Genomic DNA, 26,470 nt, shown 5'->3' on the forward strand with positions numbered 1-26,470 from the left:
GTCAAGAAATTCAAATTCTTATTAGAAAATGTAAGATGTGCTATTTTGCGAAGTGTGTTTCAAAATATATTTATATTACAATAAAAGTACAGTGTGATAGGAAGCTTGGTCTCGCAGCAGAATATATATTTAATATAAAGATAATTAAATAAAAAAAAGGGGTATAAAAAATGAATATCATTGAAATTGAAGGGGTAGAAAAGTCATTTGATATTGGTGATAGTAAGGTAAAGATATTAAAGGGGATTAATCTTCAAATCCAAAAAGGTGATTTCGTTTGTATTATGGGAGCGAGTGGGTCGGGGAAAACCACTCTTTTACAGTTGCTTGGAGGATTAGATATTCCGACGACGGGAAGCATTCGAGTAGGCTGTACTGAAATTTCATCATTAAAAGAAAAAGAACTCGCGTTGTTTCGGAGGCATAAAATAGGTTTTATTTTTCAGCAGTTTAATTTAATACCAGTATTTAATGCGGAAGAAAATGTGGGATTACCGTTACTGTTAGATAATGTCCCGCAGAAGAAGGCGACAACAGCAGCAAAGCGTTTATTAGAGCTTGTTGGTTTAAAAGGGAAAGAACAGCACTTACCATCGCAATTATCAGGTGGCCAGCAGCAAAGGGTTGCCATTGCGAGAGCATTTGCCAATGAACCAGCTATTATATTAGCAGATGAACCGACAGGAGCGTTGGATTCTGAAAATAGCAAAAATATCATTGCGGCTCTTCGTAATGCTTGTGATGAATTAGGGCAAACGGCAGTTGTTGTAACGCATGACCCGTTTGTAGCCGCTCATGCAGATAAAGTTGTTTTCTTACTAGATGGTGAAGTAATTCATGAACATGCCGAAAGTAAAGGATGGAAATTCCGGCATATTCCGCAGCAAGTTACGCACATTCAAGAGGTTATGAATCGGCACTTTAAGGTAGGTGATAAGAACGATGTCTTGGATAATTAAATATGCGGCCAAGTCTATTAGACAGAATTGGCTAAGGAACATGTTAATCGCTCTTGGGGCTGCTTTAGGTGTCATGTTAGCAACAATGTTACTACTAGGAAATCAGTCTGTAGAACAACGTGTTAAAGAGCAGGTTGTGAGTCGTTATGGTGATTATGATTTGCAATTTGGTTATATTAAAAATGATGTGTATTTAAAAGATGAAAAATTAAAAGAACTGAACGGTCTTGAAAGTGCGGAAAAAATATCAAAAGTACTTATTCCTTATCCGTTACCAAATTATAAAGAGCTTTCTGGCAAACCATCGTATTGGGGCGTGGAACAAGATTCTCCCGATATGCGTTCTTATAAAATTACAGAAGGGCGATATCCGAAAGAAGGGGCGGAAGTAGCACTTACGAAAGGGTATACAGATCGAGAAAATATAAAAGTAGGAGATATGATTCGTCTGCCTTTTCCACCGCACGGTGAAAAAAATTTGAGAGTTGTAGGGATTTTGAATCCACCATTGATGGCAGCAATGGGACATAGCGCATATTTTCCAATTACTTGGATGCAACAGGAATTAAACTTACAAGGTCAATTTAACCTTGTTCAAGTGAAAACATCTGATGTCAATGTGAAGAGAATGATTGCTATTGATGCGAATAAAAAATTTGAAAATATTAAAATAGATCAGCGTACATATGTAGATAAAGCATTAGAAAGATTAAATGTGATGAAGCCATTAGTCTTTAGTTTAGGCGGAATTGCTTTATTTGTTGTAGCGCTTTTAATTATGGGAAGCTTCTTCTTATCTGTAAGAAGTCGCTTTAAACAATGGGCTTTATTACGTGCGATTGGTAGTAATCCAAATCAAGTAATTTTCGTTGTTTTATTAGAAGCATTATGTATTGGAACGATTGGTTCGTTAGTAGGAGTTGTACTTGGTGCTAGCACACATCAGCTCGCAGCTTCTTTTATTAACAAGTGGGTGAATGTAGAAAGTACAGGGCAAGAATCATTTTCTATTTCAGTTGAGATTTTATTCATTACATTTTTACTAGGGATTATCATGTCAGTAATAGGCGCGATTATACCAGCATTTATGGTAAGAAAAATTCCTCCTGTTGAAGCATTAAGACCAGGAGTTCTAAGCAATCAAAAGAAAGAACGGAAATGGAGCATTTTCAGTCTCGTTATTTTAATAGTGGGTGCTGTAATTGGTTTAAGTGGTGTGTTTGCTGAGAGGTATATTGGTTTTAATCCAAGTGCGATAGGAGCACTGTTATTTGCAGTAGGTTTGTTGTTTGCAATTCCGTTATGTATTCGTGTTATTACCCCAGTTATTGTAAAACCATTTCAAATGATATTTCGCATTGAGACAACAATTAGTAGCCGAAATGTCATTCGTTATCGTAAAAAGGCAGCTGTTTCAGTCGCAATTCTAGCATTTGGATTTATGTTATCGCTAGTTGGAACGATGTATGTGAATGCGATGTATGAAGGAATGAAGCAAGGATTACAAAAGAATTTACCAGCAGATTTAGTCATTCGTGTTTCAATGGAGTCACAAGGAATTGAAAATATCCCATTTAATTGGCTAGGAAAGATACAAGACGTTGAAGGGATAAAAGAAATTGTCGGAGCAGCCTCTGATTCCACATCTAAACTCGTAAATTATGACTTTAAAGAAGCAAATCAAGAATGGTACGAATTTATGAAGAAAAATAAATATAATTATGATGCGATGGAAGTTGTGGGTACTGATATTACAGCGTTTCAAAAGGTGACCAAGATGAAAGTTATTTCTGGTCAAAACTTGAGTACTCCATTAAAAGATGGAGAAGGAGTAATTACAAAAGAAACAGCAAAAAATTTAGGGATTAAGCTACATGATACGATTGAAGTGCAAGGGAAAGGGAAGCAAAAACAGTCTATTAAAGTCGTTTCTATTATCGAGAAAAACTTGAGAATGCAAAGTACTTACGTCTTCGTAAATGAACAATGGGCGCGAAATATGTTTCATGTACAAGGATATGAATCGATTCAAATTATGACGGACTCTAAGGTACCTTTTGAAACAATTAAGAAGAAAGTAACAAAGATAACAAATGGTAAAAATAATATAGAGGTTATAAATAGTACCGATTTGTTAAAAGAGCAAGAGCAGCTATTATCTCAAATGGTTATGTTAATTCGTTTATTGGTAGTCATTATTTTTGTTATTTCAGGTATTGGCTTAATGAACGCGATTGTTGCAAGCTTACATGAAAGACGTGCTGAGATTAGTATGATTCGTGCCATAGGAGCTATCCCTAAGCAAATGCGAAGAATTGTGTGGTTAGAAGGTACATTACTTGGTGCGATAGCTGGAATCATAGGTATTGGAGGCGGAGTGATTTTCAGTTATATTGTCTTATCAAGTTTAGAATTAACGCTTATTACAATTCCGTATAATCAAGTGCTATTACTAGCTGCAGCGAGTGTTATACTCGGAACAAGTGCAGCAATGATCGCTTCATTCCAGTTAAGGGATTTTAAATTAAGTGATACGCTTAAAGAGTTGTCAGCGTAAGGAAGGCCGTTTTTATAACGGTCTTTTTCTTTTGAATATGGTTAACTTTTTTTAGTAAATGATAAAAAATCCTCTCTGTTTTTTCGTTATTGTTAACTACTATAAATTAACTAACCTCGCGTTATAAAGTAATAGTAAGGACTTGAAAGTGGAGGTGATCCATTCATGATTCATAACGAATTATTCATTAGAAACGAACAGACGGTTAGATTGTATCAGCGTATTATTTCAGACAAACTTTTTTCATTGCATGATAAAGGTGATGGAAAGGTATTGAATGTCCATATTAATATTTTGGCTCAGTTGTTGTATGAAGCATTTAAAGAAATCGATTTAACCAATTCTCCTGTTGTTCCCGTTCTTATTATTTCTAACCCTGTAGCAGTTCAAAGTATTTATGTTCCAGGGATATATACAATGAATTTTGTTTGTGATGAGTTCATGTATATTTGTGATGTTGATCGTCTTCAAAATGAGGTTGCAACATTAGCAATCGGCTATACAATCCAGCATAGTAGACTTGAGCGATTATTAGATGAAGAGGTAGAAAAAGTGCTTATGTATATGGTTAAGAGAATAAATAAATTTTTGGATATTCACGGTGAGTTAACATGTTCTTTTGAAATTGCTGTTAAGGAAGATGTTTTATTATATGAGAACAATCTATCTCCCGTTTTTTTATGTCAATGGATTGTAAATCGAGAGGAATAGAGGAAGGAGAATGAAAAAATGAGTGTCAGATTAAGTGCAAAAGAAAAAGAAGTAGCCATTCTTGTATCAAAAGGAATGAAAGATAAAGAAATTGCTCAAACGCTGTATATTAGTCGGCGCAGGGTAGGAGAGCTAGTTGCTTCAATTAAGGAAAAGTGGAACATTCATCATCGTGTAGAAATTGGAATCCGGGCCTATTATTATGGGTTAATTACGGTAGAAATAGCTCCTAGGGAAGAGAATTGTTTGCAGAGGGTGAAACAGAAGAGTGTTGTTTTTTAATTATAATTTTCGCCCTCTTTGATTGTATGCAAAGAGGGGAATTGTCATTTTAGAAGTTGTTTTGAAAATCTTCTATATCAAGGTCGCATTGTAAGGCGATTTTAAAATATTTTGCTCCTAATTTATAAGCACGCAATCCATAAAAATGATCCCCTAATTCAGTAGCTAGTTTTTTTACCTGTATATATTGTCTATTATCCATTCCAAAATCAATAATTCTTTGCATTTCTTTCTCGTAGCTATAAGAGTCACCTTGAATTTTATAGAGATGCGCTTTATATACATGAATTTCGATGTACACAGAAGGCATATCGTAAGCTTCTAAGATTTTGATGGCTTCCGGCATGACTTTATTGATTTGCTCCCATTCTTTTAAGTGTAAGTAAATTTCAATGAGACTTCGCAATGCGTAAATATTTGACTCTTGCTGATTGATTGCTACATTTATTTTCAAGGAACGGTTGAGGTGTTGAATTGCTGTATCGAATTTTTCTAATCCTTGATACACTCTTCCGTAATTGTAATAAATCATTGCAAAATACATAGCAGGATTGTGAAGTTCTTTTACATATCCTTCAGCTTCTTTTAAGTATTGTAAGGATTCTTCGTATCTTTCATCGAGATGGTATTGTACAGCAATTGTAATAAGCGTACTTGATATGAAAACTTTGTTATTTAACTTGCTATATATTTCATATGCTTTTTTTGAATACTTCCGGCTCACACTCTGGTTTTTAATGAGACGTTGTTTAACTAGGCTCATATTATAGTATAAATTAGCCCTTTGTAAGTTCTCTTCCATAGTTAATAATTGATTTGCCTGCTCGTAGTATTCATTTGTTTTAATAAAATCTTGTTTCATATAAAAATAATTACCACATGCTATATAATAATAGGAAAAATCTTCAGCAAATAATTGATTTGGCCGATTAGGTATTAAATTTATTGCTTGTTGATAAATGGAATCACCTTTTTTTGGTGAGCTAGTACGAGCGTAATAATGGAGTAGTACACCGAAAATCTGTAAAAGAATTGGGAGTGGATGCATTTCCCGAGTATGTAACTCTAAAAAAGAGATTTCACTTTCAGTTAATACATTCGCTTTTTTATATTTGGTAGTAATTGTTGTTATATCTTTCTCAAAATTAGTGCTATTTTGCTCCATGAGATAATCAAGGCTCATATTAAGTTTGGCTGAAACCTTCTCTAAAAAAGAATGAGAAGGTTTTGCCGTTCCATTTTCAACTCGACTTAAATATGGAATAGAACAAATTCCATTTACTAATTCCCCTTGTGTCATTTCGCGATGTATCCGGATTTGACGTATCTTTTCTCCTATTTTCAAAGTATCACCTTTTTCTCCTTCGCTTCTTTTATCCACATCGGAAGTTCATTCAACAAATTGTTATACAACGTTTCATCTGTTGTTTTTTCGATATCGCGAATGTAGAAGAAGTTTGCATTATCAATGAAACGCCCTTCCATTTCGTCTAGCTTTCTAAGAACGTCGAATTTGCCGTTTCCAATTCCAACAAACTGCCAAAAAATCGGTTGGTTAGAAGAGAATACAACCGGTTTTTGGATTCCTTTTTTACAGCCTCCATCGTTAATAAAAATAATAAAGGCAGGCTCTGCGCTTTTTTCTTCAACCGTATATTTTTTTATGATATCTTCCATTACTTGTGGCTCATCATTTCGGCCAAATTTATGAATGGAAGTGTTATTTAAAATATGTTTTTCAACATAACCAGCAAAATCTTTTTCGGTAACGGCTGGTAATCTTGAAAACTCATTATCGTACACCCAAATATCTAATGAATCATCATCATCGAATTGGCTTGCTACAGCAAGAACACGTTCAACAACTTCTTGGACAGTACCGTTTTTATAAAGTGTTCGCATAGACCCAGAAATGTCTAATACGAGCGCAACTTTTGCGACAACGCCTGTTAATTTCTTTTTCTCTAATACAACGCGTACTGCTTCTTTTCTTAAAGTAATTGTACTCAAGTATAATCGCTCCTTTTTTTATCATGTAACAAAGATGCCGGTTCTTGAAGTATGTATAGATTACGCAGTAGGAAGAGAACTATGGACCATTTGAAGTGCTTTACTGACAATTTCCTCCGCTGCATATATACCAATTTCATTTGTTCTTACAATATGGGGTAATAAACTCCCTTGTTTTGTTTCAAGTTCACCATGAAGAGGTGCGATTGCATGATTTGCTCCTTCAAGCATGCATAAATCAAGCAAGGAGTCTCCTGCTGTAATGATGGTTGTTGCCTGGACTTTTTCTTGTACATACTGAACAGCATCCCATTTGTTCACAGGCTTTGGCACAAAATATAATTTTCTGCCTTGCAATGAATGAGTCCATCCTTGTTTATCGAGCCAAGTGGTGAATGAGTGTAATTCGTCGTATGGAATATTGTCACGCTTAATGATGCAGTAGTGAAATAAATCATCAGCTGTTTTTTGTGAAATGACCCATTCTTCATGAGAAATATTTTGAAATTCTGTTAGAACATCTTCTTTTTCCATGCATGCTACTAAGCGCTTTGTTTGTATGTTTTTCCAAGTGCTATCTTGTTTGCCATTGTGAAGAATATTGCCGCCGTTGCTCGTAATCGCATATTCCGGAATGACTTCTGTTTGAAATAACGTAATACGCTGAAACTGCTCAATGGTTCGTGTTGTAACTGGGACGAATTTTGCTTGTAATTGTAGTTCTTTTAATAAAGAGATGGTTTTGTGTGTAATAAAAGAGATCTCTTTCCCATCTAACGTCTCGATAAGCTGAATGTGTTCATCGTCTATAGAAGCGCGAAATGATTTCCGAGAATAAATGAGCGTTTGATCAAGATCACTTGCAAAAATCATGAAGTTTTCCTCCCGAGGGGTTTGATGAGTCCGCAGCACGAATACGTCATATCTTTATAGATTTCTACTGGAACATTTTTTTCTTTTGCTAAAAGTAAAATGTGCTTTAAATCTGGATTGTTTTCACCCTGGATTAAAATTTTCCATGGTACTCGTCTTAGTAAAACACGCGTTGTTTCTCCAACTCCTGGTTTAATTAAGTTTATATTTTCTATTCCAAAATGCTTTTGAATAGAGGCGATGTCTTGCATACCTTGCCAAGATGGTTCTGTATAGGTAGCAATAATGTGTTCTAGTTGCGTTGTTACGTCAGCGCTAATGGAAGGGAATAACGCTGTGATTTTTTCAATAAAGAAGTTAGATAAATCTTCTGTTTCTAGTTCTCGATAATATTTGGCGCCGTGGAAATCATTTGGACCAATATAAGTTTCATTTAAAACAGTGCGGCTGATTAACCCTGATACGGTCGCGTTTAAACAAGCGCTTGGAATGAGAAAATCTTCTCGTGTTCCATATATAGAAGTACAATGGCCCGGATCAGCAAGAACTGCCATGCAGTCTGAAATATATTCATGATTCTTTTCATTAAATGTATGCACAGATTGGCGTAGTTCTTTTTTTATCGCACCTTTTCCAGTCCAGCCATCAATGAACTGAATCGTTTGATTTGGATGGTGCTTCAAAATATAATGAAGGGCATTTTCATCAATGCCGCGCCCCCGAATAATAGAAACGCAATAATGCGGCAAGTCAAGATTATATTGATAACGAATATATCGTTTTATTAAAACACCTATTGGTGTACCGGCCCTCGCTAGTGAAACAAGAACAAGATTCTTTCCTTTCGTTTTTATAATTTGCTCGGCTACTACACCGGCCGCAATGGCTAGCTTACGTTTGTATTGCTCGAGTGAAGCGAAAAATAAATCCATATAAGGTTTAGATGGTTTATATTCAATTGGAAGCATTTCAGAGTAATGTGTGCCCGATTGAATTGCTCGTTCTCTTTCTTCTGTTACGCTTTCTTCTATGACATCACTAATATCTTTTAATAGAAAAATAGCATCCTCTTTCGCATAACTACCGATAAGCTGTAATATTTTGGGCTCGGTCATATTTCTTCACCCTCACTTTCTACTAAACCTTTAAATGAAACGATATGAATGAGCGGAATAACTGTTTGTAATTGTGTAAGAAGGGGATGGAAAGCATCTTCCTGTAAATCACGCTCTATAAAAAGAAAGACTTCATCGTAGTCCCCAGGCTGGATATTATAAAAATAACTTGTAACTGCTTTATCTTCAGGGCTTTCATAGGGAAAATGACTGTGAATAGCGTATTGTACATCACCCGCGTAAGGATGAATAGGACTTCGTGTTGTTGATTGATAGGAAATGTTTTCTCCCATTTCAGCTGCGATTCGCATTGGAAGATACATAAACTCGCCAGTTCCTAAGCAGAGTGTCTGTTGACCTTTTCGATTTTTCTTTAAATCATGACCAATCTTTTTAGCAAAAGAGTGGATACACTTTTGATCATCGGATGAAATGCCAAAACGTCCTGTGTAGTTTATGTAACTGACATCATGGTTTATAGATGTATAAGGTAAAATAGGACATGAAATCATATGTTTTTCTATCTTAGACTCTATTGATTTATAGGATGTTTCATCATGTGAAGAAGAAGTAGTAACAGGACTACCAATTACGTCGATTGAACCGCTTAATAGAGAAATCACATGAATCGTAATATCAAGTTCTTGCTCGAGTTCTGTAAATTGTTTTCGATGCGCATCTGAGCGCCAATCTAATAAAGAAGCAATAATATATTCTTTTCTTGGAAACTTTTCTTGAATAGATCGAATGATATTAAGTGCGGTTTTTCCTGTTGTCATTTCATCATCCACAAGGACGATGGGCTGTTCATTTTGAAAATAGCTTTTGTCCACATAGCAACGATGTGATGTTGCGTGAGAATGTTCCTCTTCGAATGTAATGATAGGATCGATTTGTGAGATCATCTCCCTTGTTGTATGAACATATTTTGCATTTTGAAAACATTGAAACATCGAGTGGCCTAATGCGGTAGCTGTTTCTGCAAATCCGATAAATAATACTTCTTTTTCTAGAGGGAATTGATACTGGAGAATTGCCTCTAGCTCATTATTGGTACTGTCTTTAGAAGAAATCAGGTTAAGAATTTCTTTTTGATATGGATGATTTGTACGATGTAGCACTTCCATATATCTTGCGGCAAGAGCACAGCCTCCAGCTAAAGAGATTGCAGGTAGAACAGGAAGATGTTTTCCTAAAATGGTACTCACAAATAAAAAGCCGCGGTTCCTATTCATTCTTGCGGCCATTTGAAACAGTTGATCTGGCGATAATAAATATGGATTATGTAGCACATCTATATAAACTGTTATTTTATTTAAAATGTGGTACGTGTACGTTTTGTTTTGACTTTTCGGTAAGGAGATCGAAGAAAGTTTGTTGTTCATGTAGCACCCCATAAATATTAGATTTCAGAAGTGTTTTACGCGCCCAATTATAATGTGGCTTCACTTCATTCATTTTGTTAGAAAAGCTGCTTTTCATAACGCCGTTATACGTCTGAGCACCTTCGAAAATAGCTTTTGCATCTAAATAATCTTCTAGTGTTACAACGTGCAAGGCTTGTACGAGTTTAATGTGAGAAGGATGAATCACCGTTTTTCCAATTAATCCATTTGCTTGATCGAGCAATACTTCATGAATGAGCCCGTCCTCATAACGATGAAGCATTTCCTCACGCATTGTTACTCCAGCGCTTCCGAATGATTTACGGAACGGTGTTTGCCGAAGCTGTGGTTTTAGTACGCGCTGCTTGTTTCCGAAGTACTCCCACACAGGACCAGATATAACGTATTCATCTGCCTTTCTAGAAAAAATATTGATAATATCAGAAATACAATCACGAATAACAGCAATATCATAGATTGTCGTATCTTTATTTCGGCGAATGCCAAATATGCCAGAAAAGTCGGTGGCACCAATTCGTACGTTCAAAATGAAAGTGCGATAAGAATCTAGGATTGCTTTAATTGCTAGTAACGTATCAATACGAGTTTCTTTATAAATAATTTCAGGAGACTCTAAAATAGGCATCCCGTAAAGTGAAAGTGAATATGTTTCGTTTATATCCTGTAGTTCATGAATGTAAGACATTCCGTTCGCAGGTGTGAATTTAGGAAAGACAAAACCGCTCATACAATGAACGGCGCTACCTAGTTCATGAATGAGTGAACGCATCTGTTTCGGTTCACGAATCCGGATAAAGAGAAGTGGCACGTCTGATGGAAGAAGCCTGTTTGCATCAATCATATGAGCCAGTAGTTGCATTTGTATGACGACATTTTGCTCGGCAAGTTTCACATCTCCATCACTAATGGAATCTTCTAAACAAAGTACGATTGATGTAGCACCTTCGTGCTTTTTCGCGGCAATATCCACTGCAATTGTATTCTTTGTACCAGGTGTGTATAGAGTAGCACCTAATGCGTAAGCCAATTGTTCTTTTGTGATATCTTTGGAAAAGCTTATTGGCTCTTGATAGAAAAGTTTTTTCTTTTCTTCAGAAGACAGATAGGAAAAATGCTTCAAGTTGTCACCACCTTATTTTGAACCTGCGACCCAGTTCATGTTCCATTTGTAATGCCGATCCATTTCTAGGTGCCCTCTAAAATATTTCACAAGCTTTTGTACTTTGAATGTCTCATCATTTACATTTTCGAGCATTGCAATTGCACATGTGTTGAAACCGTTACGGTGCTCATCCATTTTTACAATAATATCTGGGCCGTTTTCCTGTTTTAATGTGACAATACCATCAACCTGTGACCAGTTAGCTACACCTTCATAAATATAAGAGAAAATTAATATTCTTTTTATTTCATGAATCATGTCTCCGTTAATACGTAAATTTTCTCCTTTATTTGAAGCACCAGTGCGATCGTCTTGATCTAAGTGAATGTAAGGCTCGTTATAAAATGAACCAAATATATTTCCAAGTGGTTGTACAACGCCTTTCCAACCGTCTTTAAATTCAAACAAACAGCCTAAATCTAAATCTATTTGAGGGGAGCTATTTGCAGTTAAGGATGAAAAAAATCCTTTTTGTTTTGGTGTACTTTGTTTACCCCAGTTTAAGTTCACTGCAATTTCGCCAAGAGGCTTGTCCGTTTTTTGTAAGTTGATCGTATCTCCAGACTTCTTTAATTCAATTTTAGAAAGGTTAATACTTTTTGAAATAGGAGAAGGTGCAGCGGTTGCCTTTGCAAAAAAATCAGGTGGTGTATGGGATAAACCAAATTGTTTAGAAAGTTCGATAAGCCCGCCTTGCACACCGCGACCGATGGCATCAAATTTCCATTCTCCTTTGTAACGATAGACTTCACAGGCGATTAGTGCAGTTTCGGATGAGAATTGTTCTTCCAGATTATAGCGGAACATTTCGTCATTGTTTGCGGAGTTTAGAATGCGGACGTAAGAGTGAGCTATTTGTCCAAATGTTTGCAGACGAGTTTGTGCTTCGTGAATCGTAATAGTGAAAATAATACGTTCAATATGAGATGGAAGTTTGGAAAGGGAGATGGAAATTTCCTCGTCATCGCCAGATCCAGCTCCTGTACGATTGTCTGATGAAAGTGTAATCGCATCTTGTAAAGCAGATTGCTGTTTATAAAATATAATATGGTCTGTTGTTGTTAAGCGTCCATTTGCATCTAATAAAAAAGCAGCCGCATCTAAATCGAATGCATGTGAATTTGAATTTGTAGGAAGATTCCAGCCGAGACCTATTTTTATATGAGTTAATGTAGGATTTGTTTTTGTTAAATCTACCTTTTGTCCTTTACATAACTGTAGGGGCATTTTGATTTCACCTCATTTAGAATAGTTAATCCAATCGTAACATGCTAAGAAAAGTTTTCCAATTTAGTATTTTAAAAAATTACAAACTTTTCAAAAACAAAGTGAGATAATAAGATAAATGTAGAAATTTGTTAGGAAATTGTTTTTTTGAAAGGAAGAAGAAAAATGAATATACACAAACTAACAGAGGCAGAAGCAAAAGAAATCAATACATGGCAGTATGAGGAACTATATTCGTTATACAGCTTTTCAGGCAGTGAAGAGACAATAGAAGAACTATTAGATGGTACATATTATGGCTGTTGTAATGAACATGGAGAATTAATAGGTTATTTTTGTTTTGGTGAAAACGCACAAGTGCCAGGGGGAAGAGATGCGGAGTTATACGTGGGAGAAGATACTGTAGATATTGGGCTTGGAATGAAGCCAGAGCTAACGGGGCGGGGGCTGGGGAAAGCCTTTTTGCAAGCTGGAATAAATTTGGCGGAAGAGCAAATCCAACCGGATAGACTTCGTTTAAGTGTTGCAGGTTTTAATAAACGTGCAATAAGGTTATATCAACAGGTAGGTTTTGTAGCAGAAAAAACTTTTGATGATAGAGGAAGAGAGTTTATTTTGATGACATATTCCTGTAGGAAGAAGAGAAACTGAAGAATTGATACAATAGGAAAAAGACTGATTGTTATCAGTCTTTTCATATATCATTTAACAATTGGTATTTATGAATCTAATAAAAGAATGCAGTTGAGTGGGGATGTTCTTTCATAATTTTTGTATGGATGGTTTGAATGATAAGCTATTATTTTTTCTACGATCTAATTTTTCTAGGGCCGACAATTAATTTGATTGCTGTACTTTTCTCGTTATTGATGGTGATATCTGTAAATGCTGGAATGAGAACAAGGTCAATGCCGCTAGGAGCTACGAATCCTCTTGCAATAGCAACGGCTTTAACCGCCTGATTTAAAGCACCAGCTCCAACTACTTGAATTTCTGTACTACCTTTTTCTCTTAATACACCGGCAATGGCACCTGCAACCGAATTGGGATTGGATTTTGATGATACTTTTAAAATATTATCCATATAAGTTGCTCCTCCTGTTATTGAATCATTTTTTTTATTACTGAAAGGAATGTAATTCGCATATCTTTAACTAATATTCAGATCCCAATCAAACAGAACCATTAAGTTTATTCATTCGCTACTTTTTAGACTATTCCTGTTTATTCGTGTAAATAAAAAAATAATAGGTGTATGAAAAAATCTTGAAAAGAAAGAAAAACATAACGGACCATGATTTTTTCACATGGTCCGTTATGCTTTCTATAACATTTTCAGCTGAAAGTATTACGTAAAATTATGCTGACTATTGTTTTACTTTATTCCCCATGCTCCGCACGATGTGCCAAACGACTAGAAGCGGCAGCGGCAATACCGCCAACAATGTCATCAAGGAATGTATGGATTTTCCCAGTTGATTTATCATTTAAGTATTCTAAAATACCTGGTTTTAATTTATCGATATATCCAAAGTTTGTGAAGCCGATAGAGCCATACACGTTTACGATAGAAAGTGCGATGACTTCATCAATTCCGTACAATCCTTCATCCCGTTTTACGATATCTTGTAATGGTTCACTTAACATTCCTTTTTCGGCAAGGACATCTAATTCAATTCCTGTAATGAGTGCATTTTGTACTTCGCGTTTGGATAATACACGTTCTACGTTGTAACGACATTCTGACATCTCTAAATTTGGATGGTATTTCTTTTGAAGAAAATGAACAAGCTCCGCAATATCATCGATTGTTACACCACGTTCTTGTAGAAGTTGTAATGCTCTTTCTTGTAGTTGATTTGATTCTTTCATGTTATCACCTTTTTTTCTTTTTATTATTTGTATACGTTTTACTGCTTTATCATGTGCATAGGAATGAAAGGCGAGCACAAGCTCATATATATAAAGAAAAACCATAGGTGGCGACTATGATGATTCAGCATATTTATGAGCATTATCAAATGCATGTCAAAGAATTAATCCCCCTTGGCCCCTATAAAAGCTTTTGGATTCGCAATAAAATTTATGTACTTCTTCCGATTGGAAATATGGAGGAAGATGTACTTGTTGAAATGAAAAAATTAAGCGATTATATGAACCAGCAAGGGGATATTACTGTTGCGACTTTCGTCCCGACGGTGCACGGTTACTATGTAAGTGAGATAGAAGAAAAAAATTACTGTTTATTAAAAGGTATGCGTTTGCTTGAACGACATGCTACTTCGTTAGGTAGTGAGCTTTCCTTATTCCATAAACGAGGCGCTTTTTTTCCAGAAGAAATAGAACAATTAAGTCGCATTGGTGAATGGAAGTCGTTGTGGGAAAAAAGGCTCGATCAATTAGAGCGATTTTGGCAATCACAACTTATGAATCAGCCATCAGATGTATTTGATCAACTATTTATTGAGTCTTTCCCATACTATTTAGGCATTGCTGAAAATGCCATTCAATATGTTGTTGATACAGAAATAGATGATACACCTCAGCTTGCCGATGCAGCAACAATCTGTCAAGAACGCTGTACCCCTTTATTATGGCAGCAAACTAATAAATTAAAAATCCCCATCGATTGGGTATATGATCATCCAAGTAGAGATTTGGCGGAATGGATTCGATATGTATCGATGGAAAAGAAGAAAGATTGGGAACAAACAATTTTTCAGTTTGTAACGGATTATGAGAAAAATTATGCACTTTCTTCTTTTGGCTGGCGTCTATTATTTGCGCGTCTTCTCTTTCCACTTCGCTACTTTGAAACGGTAGAACAGTACTATCTGACGGGAAATGAAGAACAAAAAAGTATGTATCGAGATCGCTTAGAAGACATTTTACACGATGTGAACCGTTCAGAGCAATTTATGAAGCATTTTTATGAATTTCTTCGCTTGCCTGTTGATAAGCTCGGAATTCGAAAGTTGGATTGGTTATCTTAATACGAATTTACAAAAAAGAGACCATAGTGGTCTCTTTTTTTGTAAATTATCCAGTGGAAGCAATTCTAAGCGAGCCGCTACCGCTTTAAATTTAAAATACTTGTTCTACTTCGATAACGCCTGGTACTTCTTCAAGTAGTGCGCGTTCGATACCAGCTTTTAATGTGATTGTAGAACTTGGGCAGCTACCGCATGCACCCATAAGGCGTAGTTTTACAATACCTTCTTCAATATCTACTAATTCAACGTCACCGCCATCACGAAGTAAGAACGGACGTAATTTATCTAATACTTCTAGTACTTGTTCTTGCATATTTGGGTTTTCCATTTTTATCGACTCCTTTCATCCATTTTATTATAATCAAGATACAGGGGAAAATCTATTTTTTCTGTTTTTGTTTTATTGTCGAAATATTGTATCATGTTTACAATGTGTTTTTTCAGTATAGAGGACAAGAATTAAGCTTGTAAAGAGATGTGCTTATGAGGAAAGTCACCGAATCGTACTGTTAGAACAGAGAAGTGGGGGAGAAATAATGGTAAATGTTCAAGTATATGGGGCAAAAGTAATTTGTGCGAGCTGCGTTGGAATGCCGTCTTCGACTGAAACATTTGAATGGCTACAAGCGGCAATTGGTCGTAAATATGAAGGTCAAGATGATAAATTTAAGTTTGAATACGTTGATATTCAAGAAGAGCAAGAAGATGCAGAAAAGCAAGCTTTCGTAGAGCGTGTAATTGAAGAGGATTTATTTTATCCAGTTGTTCTTGTAAACGGTGAAATCGTTGGAGAAGGGAATCCTCGTTTGAAGGACGTATATGAAGAAATCGAGAAATATTTATAATACAAAAAAGTCTTTGCGGTAGCAAAGGCTTCTCTTATATGTTTATGTGGAAAAAATAACCTTTATAGGTAATCTTATCAAGGGGGTATGCGTGTGAAAGGGGTAGTGAAACATAGACTTCCAGAAGAAGTAAAGGTCTTAATGGAGCGATATGTGATTGGATTACAAGATATTTTTTTAAACGAACAATTAATTGGAGTATATGTATATGGTTCAATTGCATTAGGAGCATTTCATTTAGAAACGAGTGACGTTGATTTTGTTACAGTAACGAGAGAGTCGGTCAGTGAAACCCAGAACATACAAATAATTGAGTTACACAAAAAATTGAGTAAAAGCATGTTAGGAAGACGAATGGACGGTATGTATATTCCACTTGCTGATTTAGGGAAATACAATGAGGAAATGCTGCAGTATGTCTATTGTGCAGATGGAAAAGCTCACACAGGACATTGGGATGTGAATGCTGTAACGTGGTGGACGTTAAAAAATCAAGGGATTACTGTAATTGGGGAGGAAGCAAGTAAGCTTCCGTTTCAGACGCCATGGAGTGATGTGGTAGAAACGATGAAATATAATGTAGAACAGTACTGGAGTAAAAAAGCATCACGGCCATATTTATTTTTAATTGAAGAATGGGTAGAATCAGCTGTTGTAACGATGGGACGCATTTTGTATACATTAGAGCATAAAATAATTGTTTCAAAAGATGAGGGATTACAATATATGATGAGGGCGTCTAGTGAAAAATGGATGCCTTTGTTACAAGAGGTAGAGCGGATGCGTCATAATAAGAGAGCAAAACGAATGATTTCCATTTGGAAGCGGGCAGATATGACGAAGAAGTATTTGCTTAGTGGGATAGAGGAGTGCCGGAGGAAATGGGAAGGATAAAAAAGCAGTCATACTACAAATAGTATGGCTGCTCAGTTTGTAGATAAAGGGATTTGTTAGTGCTTAACGTACACACTACTTAGCTACTCATTATTATGCTGTGGAAGTATTCTCGTCTTTACGTACTTCGAAAAACTCATTTTTGCACAGGTATTTAAAAATTCTTTGTGTAACTTGTTCTTCTTGATCTAGCAAGAAGCGATGATCAAAAGCATAGAAGGATTGTCCCTGAATTAGTTTAACATAATACATAACCGATACCTCCATTATAGAACGATACAAATCTAAAGATTTATTACTATAATATCCTTAAATTGGATTAATATACCAGGTGTGTTAATCAGGGATTCTATATAAACCCATCTTGATTTTCCAACATATAAAACGCGGCTATGGAAACAAAAGCGGATCTCCACTCGTTTACTCCCTTTGTTTTAACATGGCATGGGGCAGGGAAAGGCCCTAACCGCTTCTATGCATGGCTAGATGCTCTCTCCCATCTAAAGATTAGGTTTTATTCCGGTTTTTCAATTTGTACTTACATATTCATATCGTATCAAAAAAGGAGAAAAATAGAAAAAAACAAGAGCGATAAGCTCTTGTTTTTTAACCATTATGATATTTATACATCCAAAGGATACCCGACTTGAGAAGTCTAGGAACTCGTCCCATTAATGGTTGATTTGCTAATAATCCGAATCCGTGTTTCTTACCGAGAGAACCGAGAACACCTTTTAATTTAATAACAGGTAGTTCATCAGGAAGGGGCTCATTGTTCCAACGTTTTAATAATATTTGGACAATTTGTTCACCTTGGCCCTCAGCAAGCTGTGCAGATGGGGCATGTGGAAGAGAAGCGCAATCTCCTACAACATAAACATGCTCATCATTTGGAATATTATGATATTTTGTTAATACAATCCGACCACTACTATCTTGTTCAACTGGAAGGTTTCGAACAACTTCGTTTGCTTGAATACCAGCTGTCCATACGATTGCATCACATTGAAGCGGTTCGTCATGGTTGTACACAACGTTTGGTTCTACTTTCGTAATGTTAGAGTTTCGTATAATTGTAACATTATGCTTTACGAACCACTCTTCTACGTATCTACTTAATTTTTCTGGGAACGGGAATAAAATGCGATCTTTTCGATCAAATAAGTAGATCTTTAAATCAGAACGGCTTTCACGAAGTTCACTTGCAACTTCAACACCGCTTAAACCAGCACCGACAACAGCGACCGTTGCGTTTGGTTCTAAACTATTTAATTGTTCATACGTTTTACGAGTTTGTTCAATTGATTGAAGGCTATGTGTATATTCCTTCGCCCCCGGAACATTATGATACTTGTCTTCGCAGCCAAGACCGATAATTAAGTCATCATATTCGACAACTTCACCGCCATCGAGATGAACGGCTTTGTTTTCAATGTCAACATTCGTTACAGTGCCATATTGAATGTTGAGACGCGGGTGTTCTGGAAACGGAATGCGAATATGTGTTTCTGAAATTGTACCCGCTACTAATGCGTAATATTCTGTTTTAAAACAGTGGTATGGTACTTTGTCGATTAATGTCACTTGGACATCATCTGGGAGTTGATTGTTTGGAAGAAGCCGTTGTAGAATTCTCATTCCACCGTAGCCGCCACCCAGTAATACGAGGTGTTTCATGATGGATTACCCCTTTTCTGTTGAAATATCCCCTAATCATACAATTATATATTGAAAAAATATTTTGACTTTACTCACTCAAATTATATCGAATTTGTGAACAAATAACAATGCATGAATGTGTACTCTGTTGTACAATAAGAAGAAAAGTGGACAAACTGTTTTAATTTGTATGCTGGAAAATCAATATGTAGATAAAAAAACGATAGAAACCCTTTCTTTTAGGTTGGAGAGAGCGTCCGCCGATGGATAGAAGCGGTCAGTGCCTTTGTTGGCCCCATGCGGTGTGAAACCAGAAGGAGGAAATGAGTGGAGATCTTTTTTTGTTTTCATAGCAGTGAACTGTATGTTGGGAAATCAACATGGATTTATATAGAGAAGATCTTTTGATTCGAAATGAAACAGTAAAGTAGCTAAATATTTTATTAGGTGTAATTAAAACAACAAGAAACAGCTTAGTTTTCATATTATAGATTTATTTTTTGGAGATACAGGGGGGATTGTTTTGATTAAGCCATTAATCGAATTTTGTGTAGGTAATCTTGCGAGTGGCTCACAAGCAGCGCTAGAAAAATTTGAAAAAGATCCAAATTTAGATGTTATGGAGTACGGTTGTCTGGGATATTGTGGCATTTGTTTTGAAGGGCCTTTTGCACTTGTAAACGGGGAAGTCGTACAAGGTGCAACGGTAGAAGAGCTTGTGAAAAATGTATACGATTATTTAGATGAAAACCCAATGTTTTAAGGCGTTGCATATAAGCAACGTCTTTTTTATCATTTTAACCGAGAAGACTCCCTCCTCTAAACGAAGTGAAGGTGGGGGAGTTCAATTGTTTCACCAGAGTAAAAATTCTTTTAGAGGAAATGCTAACAAAGAATTTGAACTTTAGAGGTGACAGAATGAATATTATTTGGGGATTCGGTGGAATAATCGTTATTCTTTTAATTGGTTATTTACTTTCAAATAATAAAAGAGCAATCTCGCCGCGTACTGTATTTGGTGGACTCGCAATTCAGTTATTATTTGGCTTTATCGTATTAGAGTGGGATGTAGGGCGAATGGTTTTAGAGAAGGTAACGCAGTTTGTGCAAAAGATTATGGATTTTGCGAATGCTGGTATTTTATTTTTATTCGGTAGTTTAGGGGACCCAACGAAAACAACTGGATTCGTATTTGCGTTTCGGGTACTGCCAATTTTAATTTTCTTATCATCGGTTATTGCTGTTTTATATTATTTAGGAATTATGCAATGGATTGTTCGAATTGTCGGTGGTGCACTAGCAAAGCTACTAGGGACTAGTCAATCCGAATCGTTATCTGCAACAGCGAATATCTTTTTAGGACAGACAGAAGCTCCGCTTGTGATTCGACCATACATGCCACGCCTGACAAAGTCAGAGCTGTTTGCGGTGATGGTGGGAGGATTAGCATCTGTATCAGGCTCAACGCTTTTTGGATATGCTGCGCTTGGCGTGCCGCTTAAGTTTTTATTAGCGGCAAGCGTTATGGCGGCACCTGCTGGACTTGTTATGGCAAAATTATTGTTTCCAGAAACAGATAAGCCAGAAGTACATAATAAGCATGAAGACGATGATAAAGATGGTGACAAAAAACCAGCAAACGTCATCGATGCCGCAGCGCGCGGAGCAGCTGATGGATTATCACTTGCTTTAAATGTTGGGGCAATGTTAATTGCTTTTATTGCCATCATCGCTCTTTTGAATGGAATTGTTGGTGGGATTGGTGGTCTTTTCGGTTATCCAGATCTATCACTACAACTTATATTAGGATATATTTTTTCACCGCTTGCGTTTGTCATTGGTGTACCGTGGGCAGAAGCCATTACAGCTGGAAGTTTTATTGGAGAAAAGTTAATTTTAAATGAGTTTGTAGCGTTTACTGATTTTGCTCCTTATATGGGGAAACTTTCAGAGAAAACAATGGCAATGATTACCTTTGCACTTTGCGGATTTGCGAATCTATCTTCTGTTGCCATTTTACTTGGGGGACTTGGGGGAATGGCGCCAACCCGTCGTAGTGATATTGCGAAATTTGGAATAAAGTCAATTGTAGCTGGAACACTTGCTAACTTATTGAGCGCTGCAATTGCAGGAATGTTTGTGTGAAATAAAAAAAGGCCCTTTCCGAGAAGGGCTTTTTTCTTACACAATTTGTGTAAGAACGGCTCTTATATAAAAGCCATCAAAACGTTGTCAAATATGAGAAACGGGGGACGTTCTTATTGTGTTCCAAAAGCATGCATTTTATACTTAAAACAACAAATTTTTTTTGGAGTGAATGAGGATGAACAAATTTTCTTTTACAAAAATGCATGGTCTTGGGAATAGCTATATATATGTAAATATGTTTGAAGAGCAAATTCCAGAAGAGGAACTATCTCTTGTAGCGGAAAAAGTGTCGAATATCAACACTGGAATTGGCGCAGATGGAATGATTTTAATTTGTCCGTCTGAAGTAGCACCAGTAAAAATGCGCATGTTTAATAATGATGGGTCAGAAGGAAAAAGCTGTGGGAATGGACTGCGTTGCGTAGCGAAATATGCGTATGAGCATAAACTAGTAGAAGAGACCGTTTTTACAATAGAAACAATGGCTGGAATTGTAACGGCTGAAGTGACAGTAGAAGACGGTATCGTTACATTAGCTAAAATTGATATGGGAGCACCTCGTGTAACTCGTGCAGAGTTACCGATGCTTGGCGAGGGAGAAACACCGTTTATTCGTGAAGACTTCCTATACAATAATCATCGCTATGCGTTTACTGCTGTTTCAATGGGAAATCCGCATGCGGTCATTTTTGTTGATGATGTGGAAGAAGCTCCGCTTACAACATTAGGACCGGTACTTGAGACACATGAAATGTTCCCGGAACGCGTAAATGTTGAATTTATTGAAATTGTGAATGACAATGAAATGAACTTCCGCGTTTGGGAACGCGGATCAGGTGTAACGCAGGCGTGTGGAACAGGAGCATGCGCAGCAGTTGTGGCAGCAGTGTTAAATGAAAAAATGAAGCGTGGTGAAGAAATTACGGTTCATTTAGCAGGTGGCGATTTAATGATTGCTTGGACAGAAGAAGGAAACGTTTTGATGAAAGGTCCAGCAGAAGTAATTTGCCGCGGAGTGTATGAGTACAAGATAGAAGCGTAAAGATGTATAATAGAAAGATAGAAGAAAGGAAGGTGGATTTCATGATTGATGTAACAAAACAAGCAGCATTTCAAATTAAAGATATGTTAAAAGATGCTGAAGATGGGGAGAAATACGTTCGCCTTGCTGTGCATGGCGGTGGATGTAGCGGTCTTTCTTACGGTCTAGGATTTGAAAGAGAACCAAATGAAGACGACACAGTTCTTGAGTTTTTCGGTGTTGAATTTGTTATTGATAAAGAAAGTGCTCCGATTGTAAAAGGAGTAAAAATTGATTACAAGCAATCTATGCTTGGCGGCGGGTTCACAATCGATAACCCGAATGCAATCGCATCATGCGGATGTGGATCATCTTTCCGTACGGCGTCGAATGCTGGTAAGCCGGAAGAGTGCTAATGTAATGCTTTTCGTATCGAGATATGATTGAGTTTTGCAGACTTAATCAAACGCTTATTTAATTCGCTATAAAGGAAAAGAGTGTCCGAAGACGGACGCTCTTTTTTTATTAAATTCACAAAATGTTCAAACAAATAGGTCTAAAAACTCGGAAGTTATAGTATTCTTGAATTAAGAATAATTTTTCGACAAATAAAGACAAAAAATTTATGGTGATTGGAAAATTTTATTTTATATCTGTGATTGCACAGACAATAAGGAGAAATGATTATGGCGAACAAACATTGTAAATTACTTCATAAATCGTTTAAAGAATTGGTACAAGAAAATAAACAAAAGATATTGAATGATAAACAAGAGATGGAAAAAATTGAACAACGTATTGAACAACGTTATACAATTAATAAATCGGCTTCCTAATTAGGATACGAAAACTTTGTTGATATACAAAAAAGAAGATAATCGACTAGTTGCAGTAGTTGATTATCTTTTTTGTTTTTTCAGTGCTTAATCTTACAAAAGTGTAATATTCATGTCATGTTTTTGAATTTCTCCTCAAGCAAAAAGAGATTATGATAACAACATAATAAAAAACACATGAGGTGAATGACGTGAAAAGATATATTGCACTTTTTAGTATTTTAGTTGTATTTGCTAGCCTTCTAGTTGGTTGCGATTTGAACCGTATGGGAAAAGATGAGTACTACGTTCAAATTACAGTTGATGGAACGGAAAAGACAGGTAAAGCTGATGATGGTCGCACATACAAATCATTTGAGTATAAATTACCTGCATTCGATAAAGAAGGTAAAGAAAAAGAAATGGAATTTACAGCTAATAAGAACCTTCGTAAAGAAGCATTTTTACGCGTATATTATTCTGATAAAAAAGGTGTAACAGCTTGGGAAGAAGTAAAGAAAGACGAGCTTCCTGCAAAAGTGAAAGGAAAATTAGGCGTGAAATAATGAAGAAGGATTTGACCTCTAGGTCAAATCCTTTATTTGTTTTCAAAATCTTCTTCTGAAATTACTGTAAAGCCATGTCGTCTAAACAATGCTGTTGTCACACCGTACCCCTCTTGTTTATTTCCGTTAAATTCTCCTGTATAAATAGTAGAACTACCACAAGACGGACTTCGCTCTTTTAAAATGATATATTCGGGATTTAAATCTTTTATTTTTTCCAAAGCTTGATAAGCTCCTTGAACAAAAAATTTTGTTACATCGTTCCCGTCTTTATCCATCACCTTTGCTTTACCATCTAGTACATCGTCCCCATTGCCGCCGATGATTTCTGCTGATGGACGGGGGGTAGGTAAACCTCCCAATACTTCTGGGCAAACAAGGACGGTTTCCTCTTTCTGTAATAGCTCTTCTATTGCTGAGATTAGGTTGTCATTTCCGTCATAACGACAAGCAATGCCAGCTAAGCATGCACTAATTATAATCATGTTTTTCACCTCAGATCATTAGGGGATCTCTTATATATAATTTAACGGAAACATATGGTGAATTTCAAAGTAAAGAAAGATGTAATATATATTTCGTAATAATCTTACAATTCAATCATATATATGGACCTTTAAAAAACATTTAATTTAATAGATTTACTTGGCAAAATGGTACAGAATATATTTTTTTTGGAAAAAAATGAAAAAGATGATTATTACATCTTTACTTTCTACTGCGCTATTCATTCTAGTTATTGCTCATGCAGAAGAAAACAAGGCGATTCAACATGCTACTGCTTCTAAAATTACGGATGTAAGTAATGCCAGCCAAGCTAAAGGCTGGGTACAACAAAATGGAAGCTGGTATCACCTCGACTTTTATGGGAAAATGGTAACAGGTGAAAAATTTATTGATAACAACTGGTACTATTTTAATGATAACGGTGTTTGGATTTGTTAATTATAAGTAATAGTCTTTATCGATAAGTAAAGCAGGCCGCGGGATTAAATACGACCTGCTTTGTTTTTTATGCTTTCAAAGCATCAAAAATGAGAGATTTCTATCATTTCATGAAAACATATAGCGCATTTTAGAACGCTATCAAACTTGTATAATTTTAAAAAATTATCTAGTAATTTGTTTATAACAATCTATAGCTCATAACCATCTGTTGATTTATTTGTATATATATTACAAAAAAACATTTAATTTGTTAGATAAAATTGGTAAAATAATATAAACTATCTATTTTGAAAAGGGGAAAGAGAATGAAAAAGGGAAATAAAATGAAAAAGATGATTGCTACTTCTGTACTTTCTACTGCACTATTAATTCCAGCTATTGCTCATGCAGAAGAAAACAAGACGATTCAAAATTCTACTGCTACTCCTAAAGTTGCAAGTGTAAGTAAGGCTACTCAAGCTCAAGGGTGGGTAAAACAACAGGGTAAATGGTACTACTATAAAAATGGGAAAAAGGTAACAGGTTGGTCATCTATTGGTGGTAAATGGTACTACTTTAGCTCTTATGGAACTATGCAAACAGGCTGGGTTTCCATTCAAGATAAAAAAACAGGGAAATATACATATTACTATCTAAATGAAAGCACGGGAGCAATGCACACAGGTTGGACGAAAGTTAATGGCTCTTGGTATTTCTTAAATAATAATGGAGTAAAACAAACAGGCTGGCTATCTACTGGCGGAAAATGGTATTACCTTGGCAGTTACGGAATTATGGAGACAGGCTGGATTTCATTCAAAGATAACAAAACAGGAAAATATACGTATTACTATCTTGATACAAACACTGGTGCTATGAAAACAGGTTGGGCGCAAATTAATGGCTCTTGGTATTTCTTAAATAATAATGGGGTAAAACAAACAGGCTGGCTATCTACTGGCGGAAAATGGTATTACCTTGACTCATACGGCGGAGAAATGAAAACTGGAAGAGTTTCTATAAACAAGGTATATTACCACTTCGATAACACTGGTGCTATGCAAACCGGTTGGCAAAAATCGGGCAATTACTGGTACTACTTTAACCAAAATGGATCAGAACACAGAGGTTGGTTAAAACTTGGTGGAAGCTGGTACTACCTCGATGCTTCTTTTGGTGATATGAGAACAGGCCCGGTATTTATTGATAACAAATGGCACAAGTTCAATAGTAACGGTGTTTGGGTTGGTTATTGGTAAGAAATAGTCCTTATTGATAAACAAGACAGGTCGCATAATTGAATGCGGCCTGTTTTTTTGTTTTACGTCTCCAGTTCATCAAGAATTTTAAAAATAAATCGCCCATTCTGCTTTATCGCACCTATTTATATATGGGGTGATAAAAATGGGAACTTTCTATCATTTAATGAAAACATATAGCGAATTTCAAAGTAAAGAAGAGTTTAATACATACCAGCAGCAAATTTTAATCTGTTATCAAGCAAACATAAATAAAACGGACTTTTTAGTGATTCGTTTTTTAGGGAGATATGCGATTAATGAAAAGCAAAAAACAGTTGGAGTTGCTTGTCCGTTAATGGCAACAATTGCGACCAAAATAGGAAAAAGTATTCGTACGGTGCGTCGCTCTGTTGCCAAACTGGAGGAACTCGGGATTATTGAGCGGATTCCTACGAAAGAAAGATATAAGCGCGGGGGATATAGTGCGAACTTATATGTATTTCGTAAAGCAGCTGTTGACCGTATGGATGACCGTATGGATGACCGTATGAAAATGACCGCATGTGAAAAGAGCGTACATGTAGAGGGGCGTAAGAAGGAAGAGGTGTCAGAAAAGGAGGAAACTATTCTTTTTAAAAACTTTTCTCAAGTACAAAAGAAAAGAGAAACGTATGAACTTGATGAAACATATTGTCGTCATGATATTCCAATTGCATTTGTAGATGCAATTGTTCCGATGTCGAGAAATCCACAAACGATTAATTTGCTTTGGAGTAAGGTGGAACTTGCTTATAAAAAGAGTGGTTTATTAGAACAAGGGGTATTTTTTGAGCAATTGATTACGGATGAGGAGACTTGTACGCAACTTATCTGTCGTACGAAAAGTGTGGTAAGAGCGTATAAATGTGGAGAGATTCGTAAAGATGTTAGAGCACTCTTGTATAGTACGATGCGAGCTCTATTTTTAGATGTTGGGTTAGAATGGGGGGCGGCTATAAGAAGGAGCAGGAAGGTGACCTTATTTGATCCATTCAAAAAAGAGTCATGCATATGACACAT

General features: G+C 36.2%; 30 protein-coding genes. 17 read left to right on the plus strand and 13 right to left on the minus strand.

Going from position 1 to position 26,470, the window contains the following annotated elements:
* Positions 1–170 precede the first annotated feature (170 nt).
* The 4 genes from MHH45_RS19050 (at position 171) to MHH45_RS19065 (ending at position 4,509) form a co-directional block, all read left to right on the plus strand.
* On the plus strand, positions 171–959 hold the full coding sequence (locus MHH45_RS19050) for an ABC transporter ATP-binding protein (protein ID WP_016132172.1): 789 nt from the start codon (positions 171–173) through the stop codon (positions 957–959).
* Positions 943–3,516 (plus strand): FtsX-like permease family protein, encoded by a 2,574-nt coding sequence (locus MHH45_RS19055; RefSeq protein ID WP_016132171.1) that lies wholly within the window; start codon positions 943–945, stop codon positions 3,514–3,516. Before MHH45_RS19050 ends, MHH45_RS19055 begins: the two co-directional genes overlap by 17 nt.
* Positions 3,517–3,681: 165 nt before the next feature.
* A complete protein-coding gene (locus MHH45_RS19060) occupies positions 3,682–4,227 on the plus strand; it encodes a hypothetical protein (protein ID WP_016132170.1) in 546 nt (181 codons plus the stop codon).
* 18 nt (positions 4,228–4,245) lie between these two features.
* A complete protein-coding gene (locus MHH45_RS19065) occupies positions 4,246–4,509 on the plus strand; it encodes a response regulator transcription factor (RefSeq protein WP_016132169.1) in 264 nt (87 codons plus the stop codon).
* Positions 4,510–4,558: 49 nt separating this feature from the next.
* Here MHH45_RS19065 and MHH45_RS19070 read toward each other — a convergent pair whose 3' ends face one another.
* From MHH45_RS19070 to MHH45_RS19100, 7 genes are read right to left on the minus strand one after another with little or no spacing between them, the layout of a single operon-like run.
* Positions 4,559–5,854: a helix-turn-helix domain-containing protein gene (locus tag MHH45_RS19070; RefSeq protein WP_088094269.1), complete on the minus strand. Its 1,296-nt coding sequence runs from the start codon at positions 5,852–5,854 to the stop codon at positions 4,559–4,561.
* Positions 5,851–6,519, minus strand: coding sequence for a vWA domain-containing protein (locus MHH45_RS19075; RefSeq protein WP_016132167.1), 669 nt, complete (start codon positions 6,517–6,519; stop codon positions 5,851–5,853). The genes MHH45_RS19070 and MHH45_RS19075 overlap by 4 nt, the downstream gene beginning before the upstream one ends.
* A gap of 60 nt (positions 6,520–6,579) precedes the next feature.
* Positions 6,580–7,392, minus strand: coding sequence for an HAD family hydrolase (locus tag MHH45_RS19080; protein ID WP_016132166.1), 813 nt, complete (start codon positions 7,390–7,392; stop codon positions 6,580–6,582).
* The gene (locus MHH45_RS19085) at positions 7,389–8,507 is read right to left on the minus strand and encodes a cysteine protease StiP family protein (RefSeq protein WP_088094268.1); all 1,119 of its coding nucleotides are present in this window, start codon (positions 8,505–8,507) and stop codon (positions 7,389–7,391) included. The genes MHH45_RS19080 and MHH45_RS19085 overlap by 4 nt, the downstream gene beginning before the upstream one ends.
* Positions 8,504–9,892, minus strand: a complete 1,389-nt coding sequence (locus tag MHH45_RS19090) for a phosphoribosyltransferase family protein (RefSeq protein ID WP_033670850.1) — start codon at positions 9,890–9,892, stop codon at positions 8,504–8,506. The genes MHH45_RS19085 and MHH45_RS19090 overlap by 4 nt, the downstream gene beginning before the upstream one ends.
* The gene (locus tag MHH45_RS19095; RefSeq protein ID WP_016112366.1) at positions 9,819–11,033 is read right to left on the minus strand and encodes an HpcH/HpaI aldolase/citrate lyase family protein; all 1,215 of its coding nucleotides are present in this window, start codon (positions 11,031–11,033) and stop codon (positions 9,819–9,821) included. The genes MHH45_RS19090 and MHH45_RS19095 overlap by 74 nt, the downstream gene beginning before the upstream one ends.
* 12 nt (positions 11,034–11,045) lie before the next feature.
* The gene (locus MHH45_RS19100; RefSeq protein ID WP_016112365.1) at positions 11,046–12,302 is read right to left on the minus strand and encodes a TerD family protein; all 1,257 of its coding nucleotides are present in this window, start codon (positions 12,300–12,302) and stop codon (positions 11,046–11,048) included.
* 165 nt (positions 12,303–12,467) lie between these two features.
* Here MHH45_RS19100 and MHH45_RS19105 point away from each other — a divergent pair, with 165 nt between their 5' ends.
* The gene (locus MHH45_RS19105; protein ID WP_016112364.1) at positions 12,468–12,953 is read left to right on the plus strand and encodes a GNAT family N-acetyltransferase; all 486 of its coding nucleotides are present in this window, start codon (positions 12,468–12,470) and stop codon (positions 12,951–12,953) included.
* 157 nt (positions 12,954–13,110) lie between these two features.
* On the opposite strand, the gene MHH45_RS19110 is transcribed toward MHH45_RS19105, so the two are convergent.
* A complete protein-coding gene (locus tag MHH45_RS19110) occupies positions 13,111–13,386 on the minus strand; it encodes a stage V sporulation protein S (protein ID WP_003201532.1) in 276 nt (91 codons plus the stop codon).
* A gap of 296 nt (positions 13,387–13,682) precedes the next feature.
* Entirely contained in the window at positions 13,683–14,174 is a 492-nt protein-coding gene (locus MHH45_RS19115) for a phosphatidylglycerophosphatase A family protein (RefSeq protein WP_016112363.1), read from the minus strand.
* 119 nt (positions 14,175–14,293) lie between these two features.
* Here MHH45_RS19115 and yutH point away from each other — a divergent pair, with 119 nt between their 5' ends.
* Positions 14,294–15,295 (plus strand): spore coat putative kinase YutH, encoded by a 1,002-nt coding sequence (gene yutH, locus MHH45_RS19120; RefSeq protein ID WP_033670849.1) that lies wholly within the window; start codon positions 14,294–14,296, stop codon positions 15,293–15,295.
* Positions 15,296–15,386: 91 nt separating this feature from the next.
* Here the strand turns inward: yutH and MHH45_RS19125 are convergent, their stop codons facing one another.
* Complete coding sequence (locus tag MHH45_RS19125; RefSeq protein WP_000431179.1) at positions 15,387–15,623, minus strand: NifU family protein; 237 nt, start codon at positions 15,621–15,623, stop codon at positions 15,387–15,389.
* A gap of 208 nt (positions 15,624–15,831) precedes the next feature.
* On the opposite strand from MHH45_RS19125, the gene MHH45_RS19130 reads away from it, so the two are divergent.
* Positions 15,832–16,140: a YuzD family protein gene (locus MHH45_RS19130; RefSeq protein WP_016112361.1), complete on the plus strand. Its 309-nt coding sequence runs from the start codon at positions 15,832–15,834 to the stop codon at positions 16,138–16,140.
* Positions 16,141–16,227: 87 nt separating this feature from the next.
* Positions 16,228–17,034, plus strand: a complete 807-nt coding sequence (locus tag MHH45_RS19135) for a nucleotidyltransferase domain-containing protein (protein WP_077295368.1) — start codon at positions 16,228–16,230, stop codon at positions 17,032–17,034.
* Between the two features lie 93 nt (positions 17,035–17,127).
* Here the strand turns inward: MHH45_RS19135 and MHH45_RS19140 are convergent, their stop codons facing one another.
* Together MHH45_RS19140 and MHH45_RS19145 are read right to left on the minus strand one after the other, a co-directional pair.
* Positions 17,128–17,286, minus strand: a complete 159-nt coding sequence (locus MHH45_RS19140) for a YqbF domain-containing protein (protein WP_016112359.1) — start codon at positions 17,284–17,286, stop codon at positions 17,128–17,130.
* Between the two features lie 354 nt (positions 17,287–17,640).
* Positions 17,641–18,711: an NAD(P)/FAD-dependent oxidoreductase gene (locus tag MHH45_RS19145; protein WP_016112358.1), complete on the minus strand. Its 1,071-nt coding sequence runs from the start codon at positions 18,709–18,711 to the stop codon at positions 17,641–17,643.
* 505 nt (positions 18,712–19,216) lie between these two features.
* On the opposite strand from MHH45_RS19145, the gene MHH45_RS19150 reads away from it, so the two are divergent.
* The 6 genes from MHH45_RS19150 (at position 19,217) to MHH45_RS19175 (ending at position 23,243) form a co-directional block, all read left to right on the plus strand.
* Positions 19,217–19,456 carry a YuzB family protein gene (locus MHH45_RS19150; protein ID WP_000595023.1) on the plus strand — a complete coding sequence of 80 codons (240 nt, stop codon included), beginning with the start codon at positions 19,217–19,219 and terminating at the stop codon, positions 19,454–19,456.
* Between the two features lie 155 nt (positions 19,457–19,611).
* Positions 19,612–20,838 (plus strand): NupC/NupG family nucleoside CNT transporter, encoded by a 1,227-nt coding sequence (locus MHH45_RS19155; RefSeq protein WP_016112357.1) that lies wholly within the window; start codon positions 19,612–19,614, stop codon positions 20,836–20,838.
* Positions 20,839–21,016: 178 nt separating this feature from the next.
* Complete coding sequence (dapF, locus tag MHH45_RS19160; protein WP_016132163.1) at positions 21,017–21,883, plus strand: diaminopimelate epimerase; 867 nt, start codon at positions 21,017–21,019, stop codon at positions 21,881–21,883.
* 41 nt (positions 21,884–21,924) lie between these two features.
* A complete protein-coding gene (locus tag MHH45_RS19165; protein WP_016112355.1) occupies positions 21,925–22,278 on the plus strand; it encodes a HesB/IscA family protein in 354 nt (117 codons plus the stop codon).
* A 264-nt stretch (positions 22,279–22,542) separates the two neighbouring features.
* A complete protein-coding gene (locus MHH45_RS19170) occupies positions 22,543–22,698 on the plus strand; it encodes an FbpB family small basic protein (RefSeq protein ID WP_077295370.1) in 156 nt (51 codons plus the stop codon).
* A 191-nt stretch (positions 22,699–22,889) separates the two neighbouring features.
* The gene (locus MHH45_RS19175; protein ID WP_016112353.1) at positions 22,890–23,243 is read left to right on the plus strand and encodes a YxeA family protein; all 354 of its coding nucleotides are present in this window, start codon (positions 22,890–22,892) and stop codon (positions 23,241–23,243) included.
* 32 nt (positions 23,244–23,275) lie between these two features.
* On the opposite strand, the gene MHH45_RS19180 is transcribed toward MHH45_RS19175, so the two are convergent.
* Positions 23,276–23,728, minus strand: a complete 453-nt coding sequence (locus MHH45_RS19180; RefSeq protein WP_016132162.1) for a DUF523 domain-containing protein — start codon at positions 23,726–23,728, stop codon at positions 23,276–23,278.
* Between the two features lie 208 nt (positions 23,729–23,936).
* Here MHH45_RS19180 and MHH45_RS19185 point away from each other — a divergent pair, with 208 nt between their 5' ends.
* The 3 genes from MHH45_RS19185 to MHH45_RS19195 all read left to right on the plus strand — a co-directional run bounded on the left by MHH45_RS19185 (position 23,937) and on the right by MHH45_RS19195 (position 26,465).
* On the plus strand, positions 23,937–24,188 hold the full coding sequence (locus tag MHH45_RS19185; RefSeq protein WP_229170364.1) for a hypothetical protein: 252 nt from the start codon (positions 23,937–23,939) through the stop codon (positions 24,186–24,188).
* Between the two features lie 308 nt (positions 24,189–24,496).
* Complete coding sequence (locus MHH45_RS19190) at positions 24,497–25,429, plus strand: N-acetylmuramoyl-L-alanine amidase family protein (RefSeq protein WP_016112350.1); 933 nt, start codon at positions 24,497–24,499, stop codon at positions 25,427–25,429.
* 145 nt (positions 25,430–25,574) lie between these two features.
* Positions 25,575–26,465, plus strand: coding sequence for a helix-turn-helix domain-containing protein (locus MHH45_RS19195; protein WP_033670847.1), 891 nt, complete (start codon positions 25,575–25,577; stop codon positions 26,463–26,465).
* Positions 26,466–26,470: the final 5 nt, after the last annotated feature.

The sequence above is a fragment of the Bacillus sp. FSL K6-0042 genome, from assembly GCF_038006685.1.
Taxonomy (GTDB): domain Bacteria; phylum Bacillota; class Bacilli; order Bacillales; family Bacillaceae_G; genus Bacillus_A; species Bacillus_A pseudomycoides.

Bases quoted from the DNA above. Each gene is read 5' to 3' on its own strand.
- MHH45_RS19050 (WP_016132172.1), top strand. From the start codon at position 171: ATGAATATCATTGAAATTGAAGGGGTAGAAAAGTCATTTGATATTGGT.
- MHH45_RS19055 (WP_016132171.1), top strand. From the start codon at position 943: ATGTCTTGGATAATTAAATATGCGGCCAAGTCTATTAGACAGAATTGG.
- MHH45_RS19060 (WP_016132170.1), top strand. From the start codon at position 3,682: ATGATTCATAACGAATTATTCATTAGAAACGAACAGACGGTTAGATTG.
- MHH45_RS19065 (WP_016132169.1), top strand. From the start codon at position 4,246: ATGAGTGTCAGATTAAGTGCAAAAGAAAAAGAAGTAGCCATTCTTGTA.
- MHH45_RS19080 (WP_016132166.1), bottom strand. From the start codon at position 7,392: ATGATTTTTGCAAGTGATCTTGATCAAACGCTCATTTATTCTCGGAAA.
- MHH45_RS19085 (WP_088094268.1), bottom strand. From the start codon at position 8,507: ATGACCGAGCCCAAAATATTACAGCTTATCGGTAGTTATGCGAAAGAG.
- MHH45_RS19090 (WP_033670850.1), bottom strand. From the start codon at position 9,892: ATGAACAACAAACTTTCTTCGATCTCCTTACCGAAAAGTCAAAACAAA.
- MHH45_RS19100 (WP_016112365.1), bottom strand. From the start codon at position 12,302: ATGCCCCTACAGTTATGTAAAGGACAAAAGGTAGATTTAACAAAAACA.
- MHH45_RS19105 (WP_016112364.1), top strand. From the start codon at position 12,468: ATGAATATACACAAACTAACAGAGGCAGAAGCAAAAGAAATCAATACA.
- MHH45_RS19110 (WP_003201532.1), bottom strand. From the start codon at position 13,386: ATGGATAATATTTTAAAAGTATCATCAAAATCCAATCCCAATTCGGTT.
- MHH45_RS19115 (WP_016112363.1), bottom strand. From the start codon at position 14,174: ATGAAAGAATCAAATCAACTACAAGAAAGAGCATTACAACTTCTACAA.
- yutH (WP_033670849.1), top strand. From the start codon at position 14,294: ATGATTCAGCATATTTATGAGCATTATCAAATGCATGTCAAAGAATTA.
- MHH45_RS19125 (WP_000431179.1), bottom strand. From the start codon at position 15,623: ATGGAAAACCCAAATATGCAAGAACAAGTACTAGAAGTATTAGATAAA.
- MHH45_RS19130 (WP_016112361.1), top strand. From the start codon at position 15,832: ATGGTAAATGTTCAAGTATATGGGGCAAAAGTAATTTGTGCGAGCTGC.
- MHH45_RS19135 (WP_077295368.1), top strand. From the start codon at position 16,228: ATGCGTGTGAAAGGGGTAGTGAAACATAGACTTCCAGAAGAAGTAAAG.
- MHH45_RS19140 (WP_016112359.1), bottom strand. From the start codon at position 17,286: ATGTATTATGTTAAACTAATTCAGGGACAATCCTTCTATGCTTTTGAT.
- MHH45_RS19145 (WP_016112358.1), bottom strand. From the start codon at position 18,711: ATGAAACACCTCGTATTACTGGGTGGCGGCTACGGTGGAATGAGAATT.
- MHH45_RS19155 (WP_016112357.1), top strand. From the start codon at position 19,612: ATGAATATTATTTGGGGATTCGGTGGAATAATCGTTATTCTTTTAATT.
- dapF (WP_016132163.1), top strand. From the start codon at position 21,017: ATGAACAAATTTTCTTTTACAAAAATGCATGGTCTTGGGAATAGCTAT.
- MHH45_RS19165 (WP_016112355.1), top strand. From the start codon at position 21,925: ATGATTGATGTAACAAAACAAGCAGCATTTCAAATTAAAGATATGTTA.
- MHH45_RS19170 (WP_077295370.1), top strand. From the start codon at position 22,543: ATGATTATGGCGAACAAACATTGTAAATTACTTCATAAATCGTTTAAA.
- MHH45_RS19180 (WP_016132162.1), bottom strand. From the start codon at position 23,728: ATGATTATAATTAGTGCATGCTTAGCTGGCATTGCTTGTCGTTATGAC.
- MHH45_RS19185 (WP_229170364.1), top strand. From the start codon at position 23,937: ATGATTATTACATCTTTACTTTCTACTGCGCTATTCATTCTAGTTATT.
- MHH45_RS19190 (WP_016112350.1), top strand. From the start codon at position 24,497: ATGAAAAAGGGAAATAAAATGAAAAAGATGATTGCTACTTCTGTACTT.
- MHH45_RS19195 (WP_033670847.1), top strand. From the start codon at position 25,575: ATGGGAACTTTCTATCATTTAATGAAAACATATAGCGAATTTCAAAGT.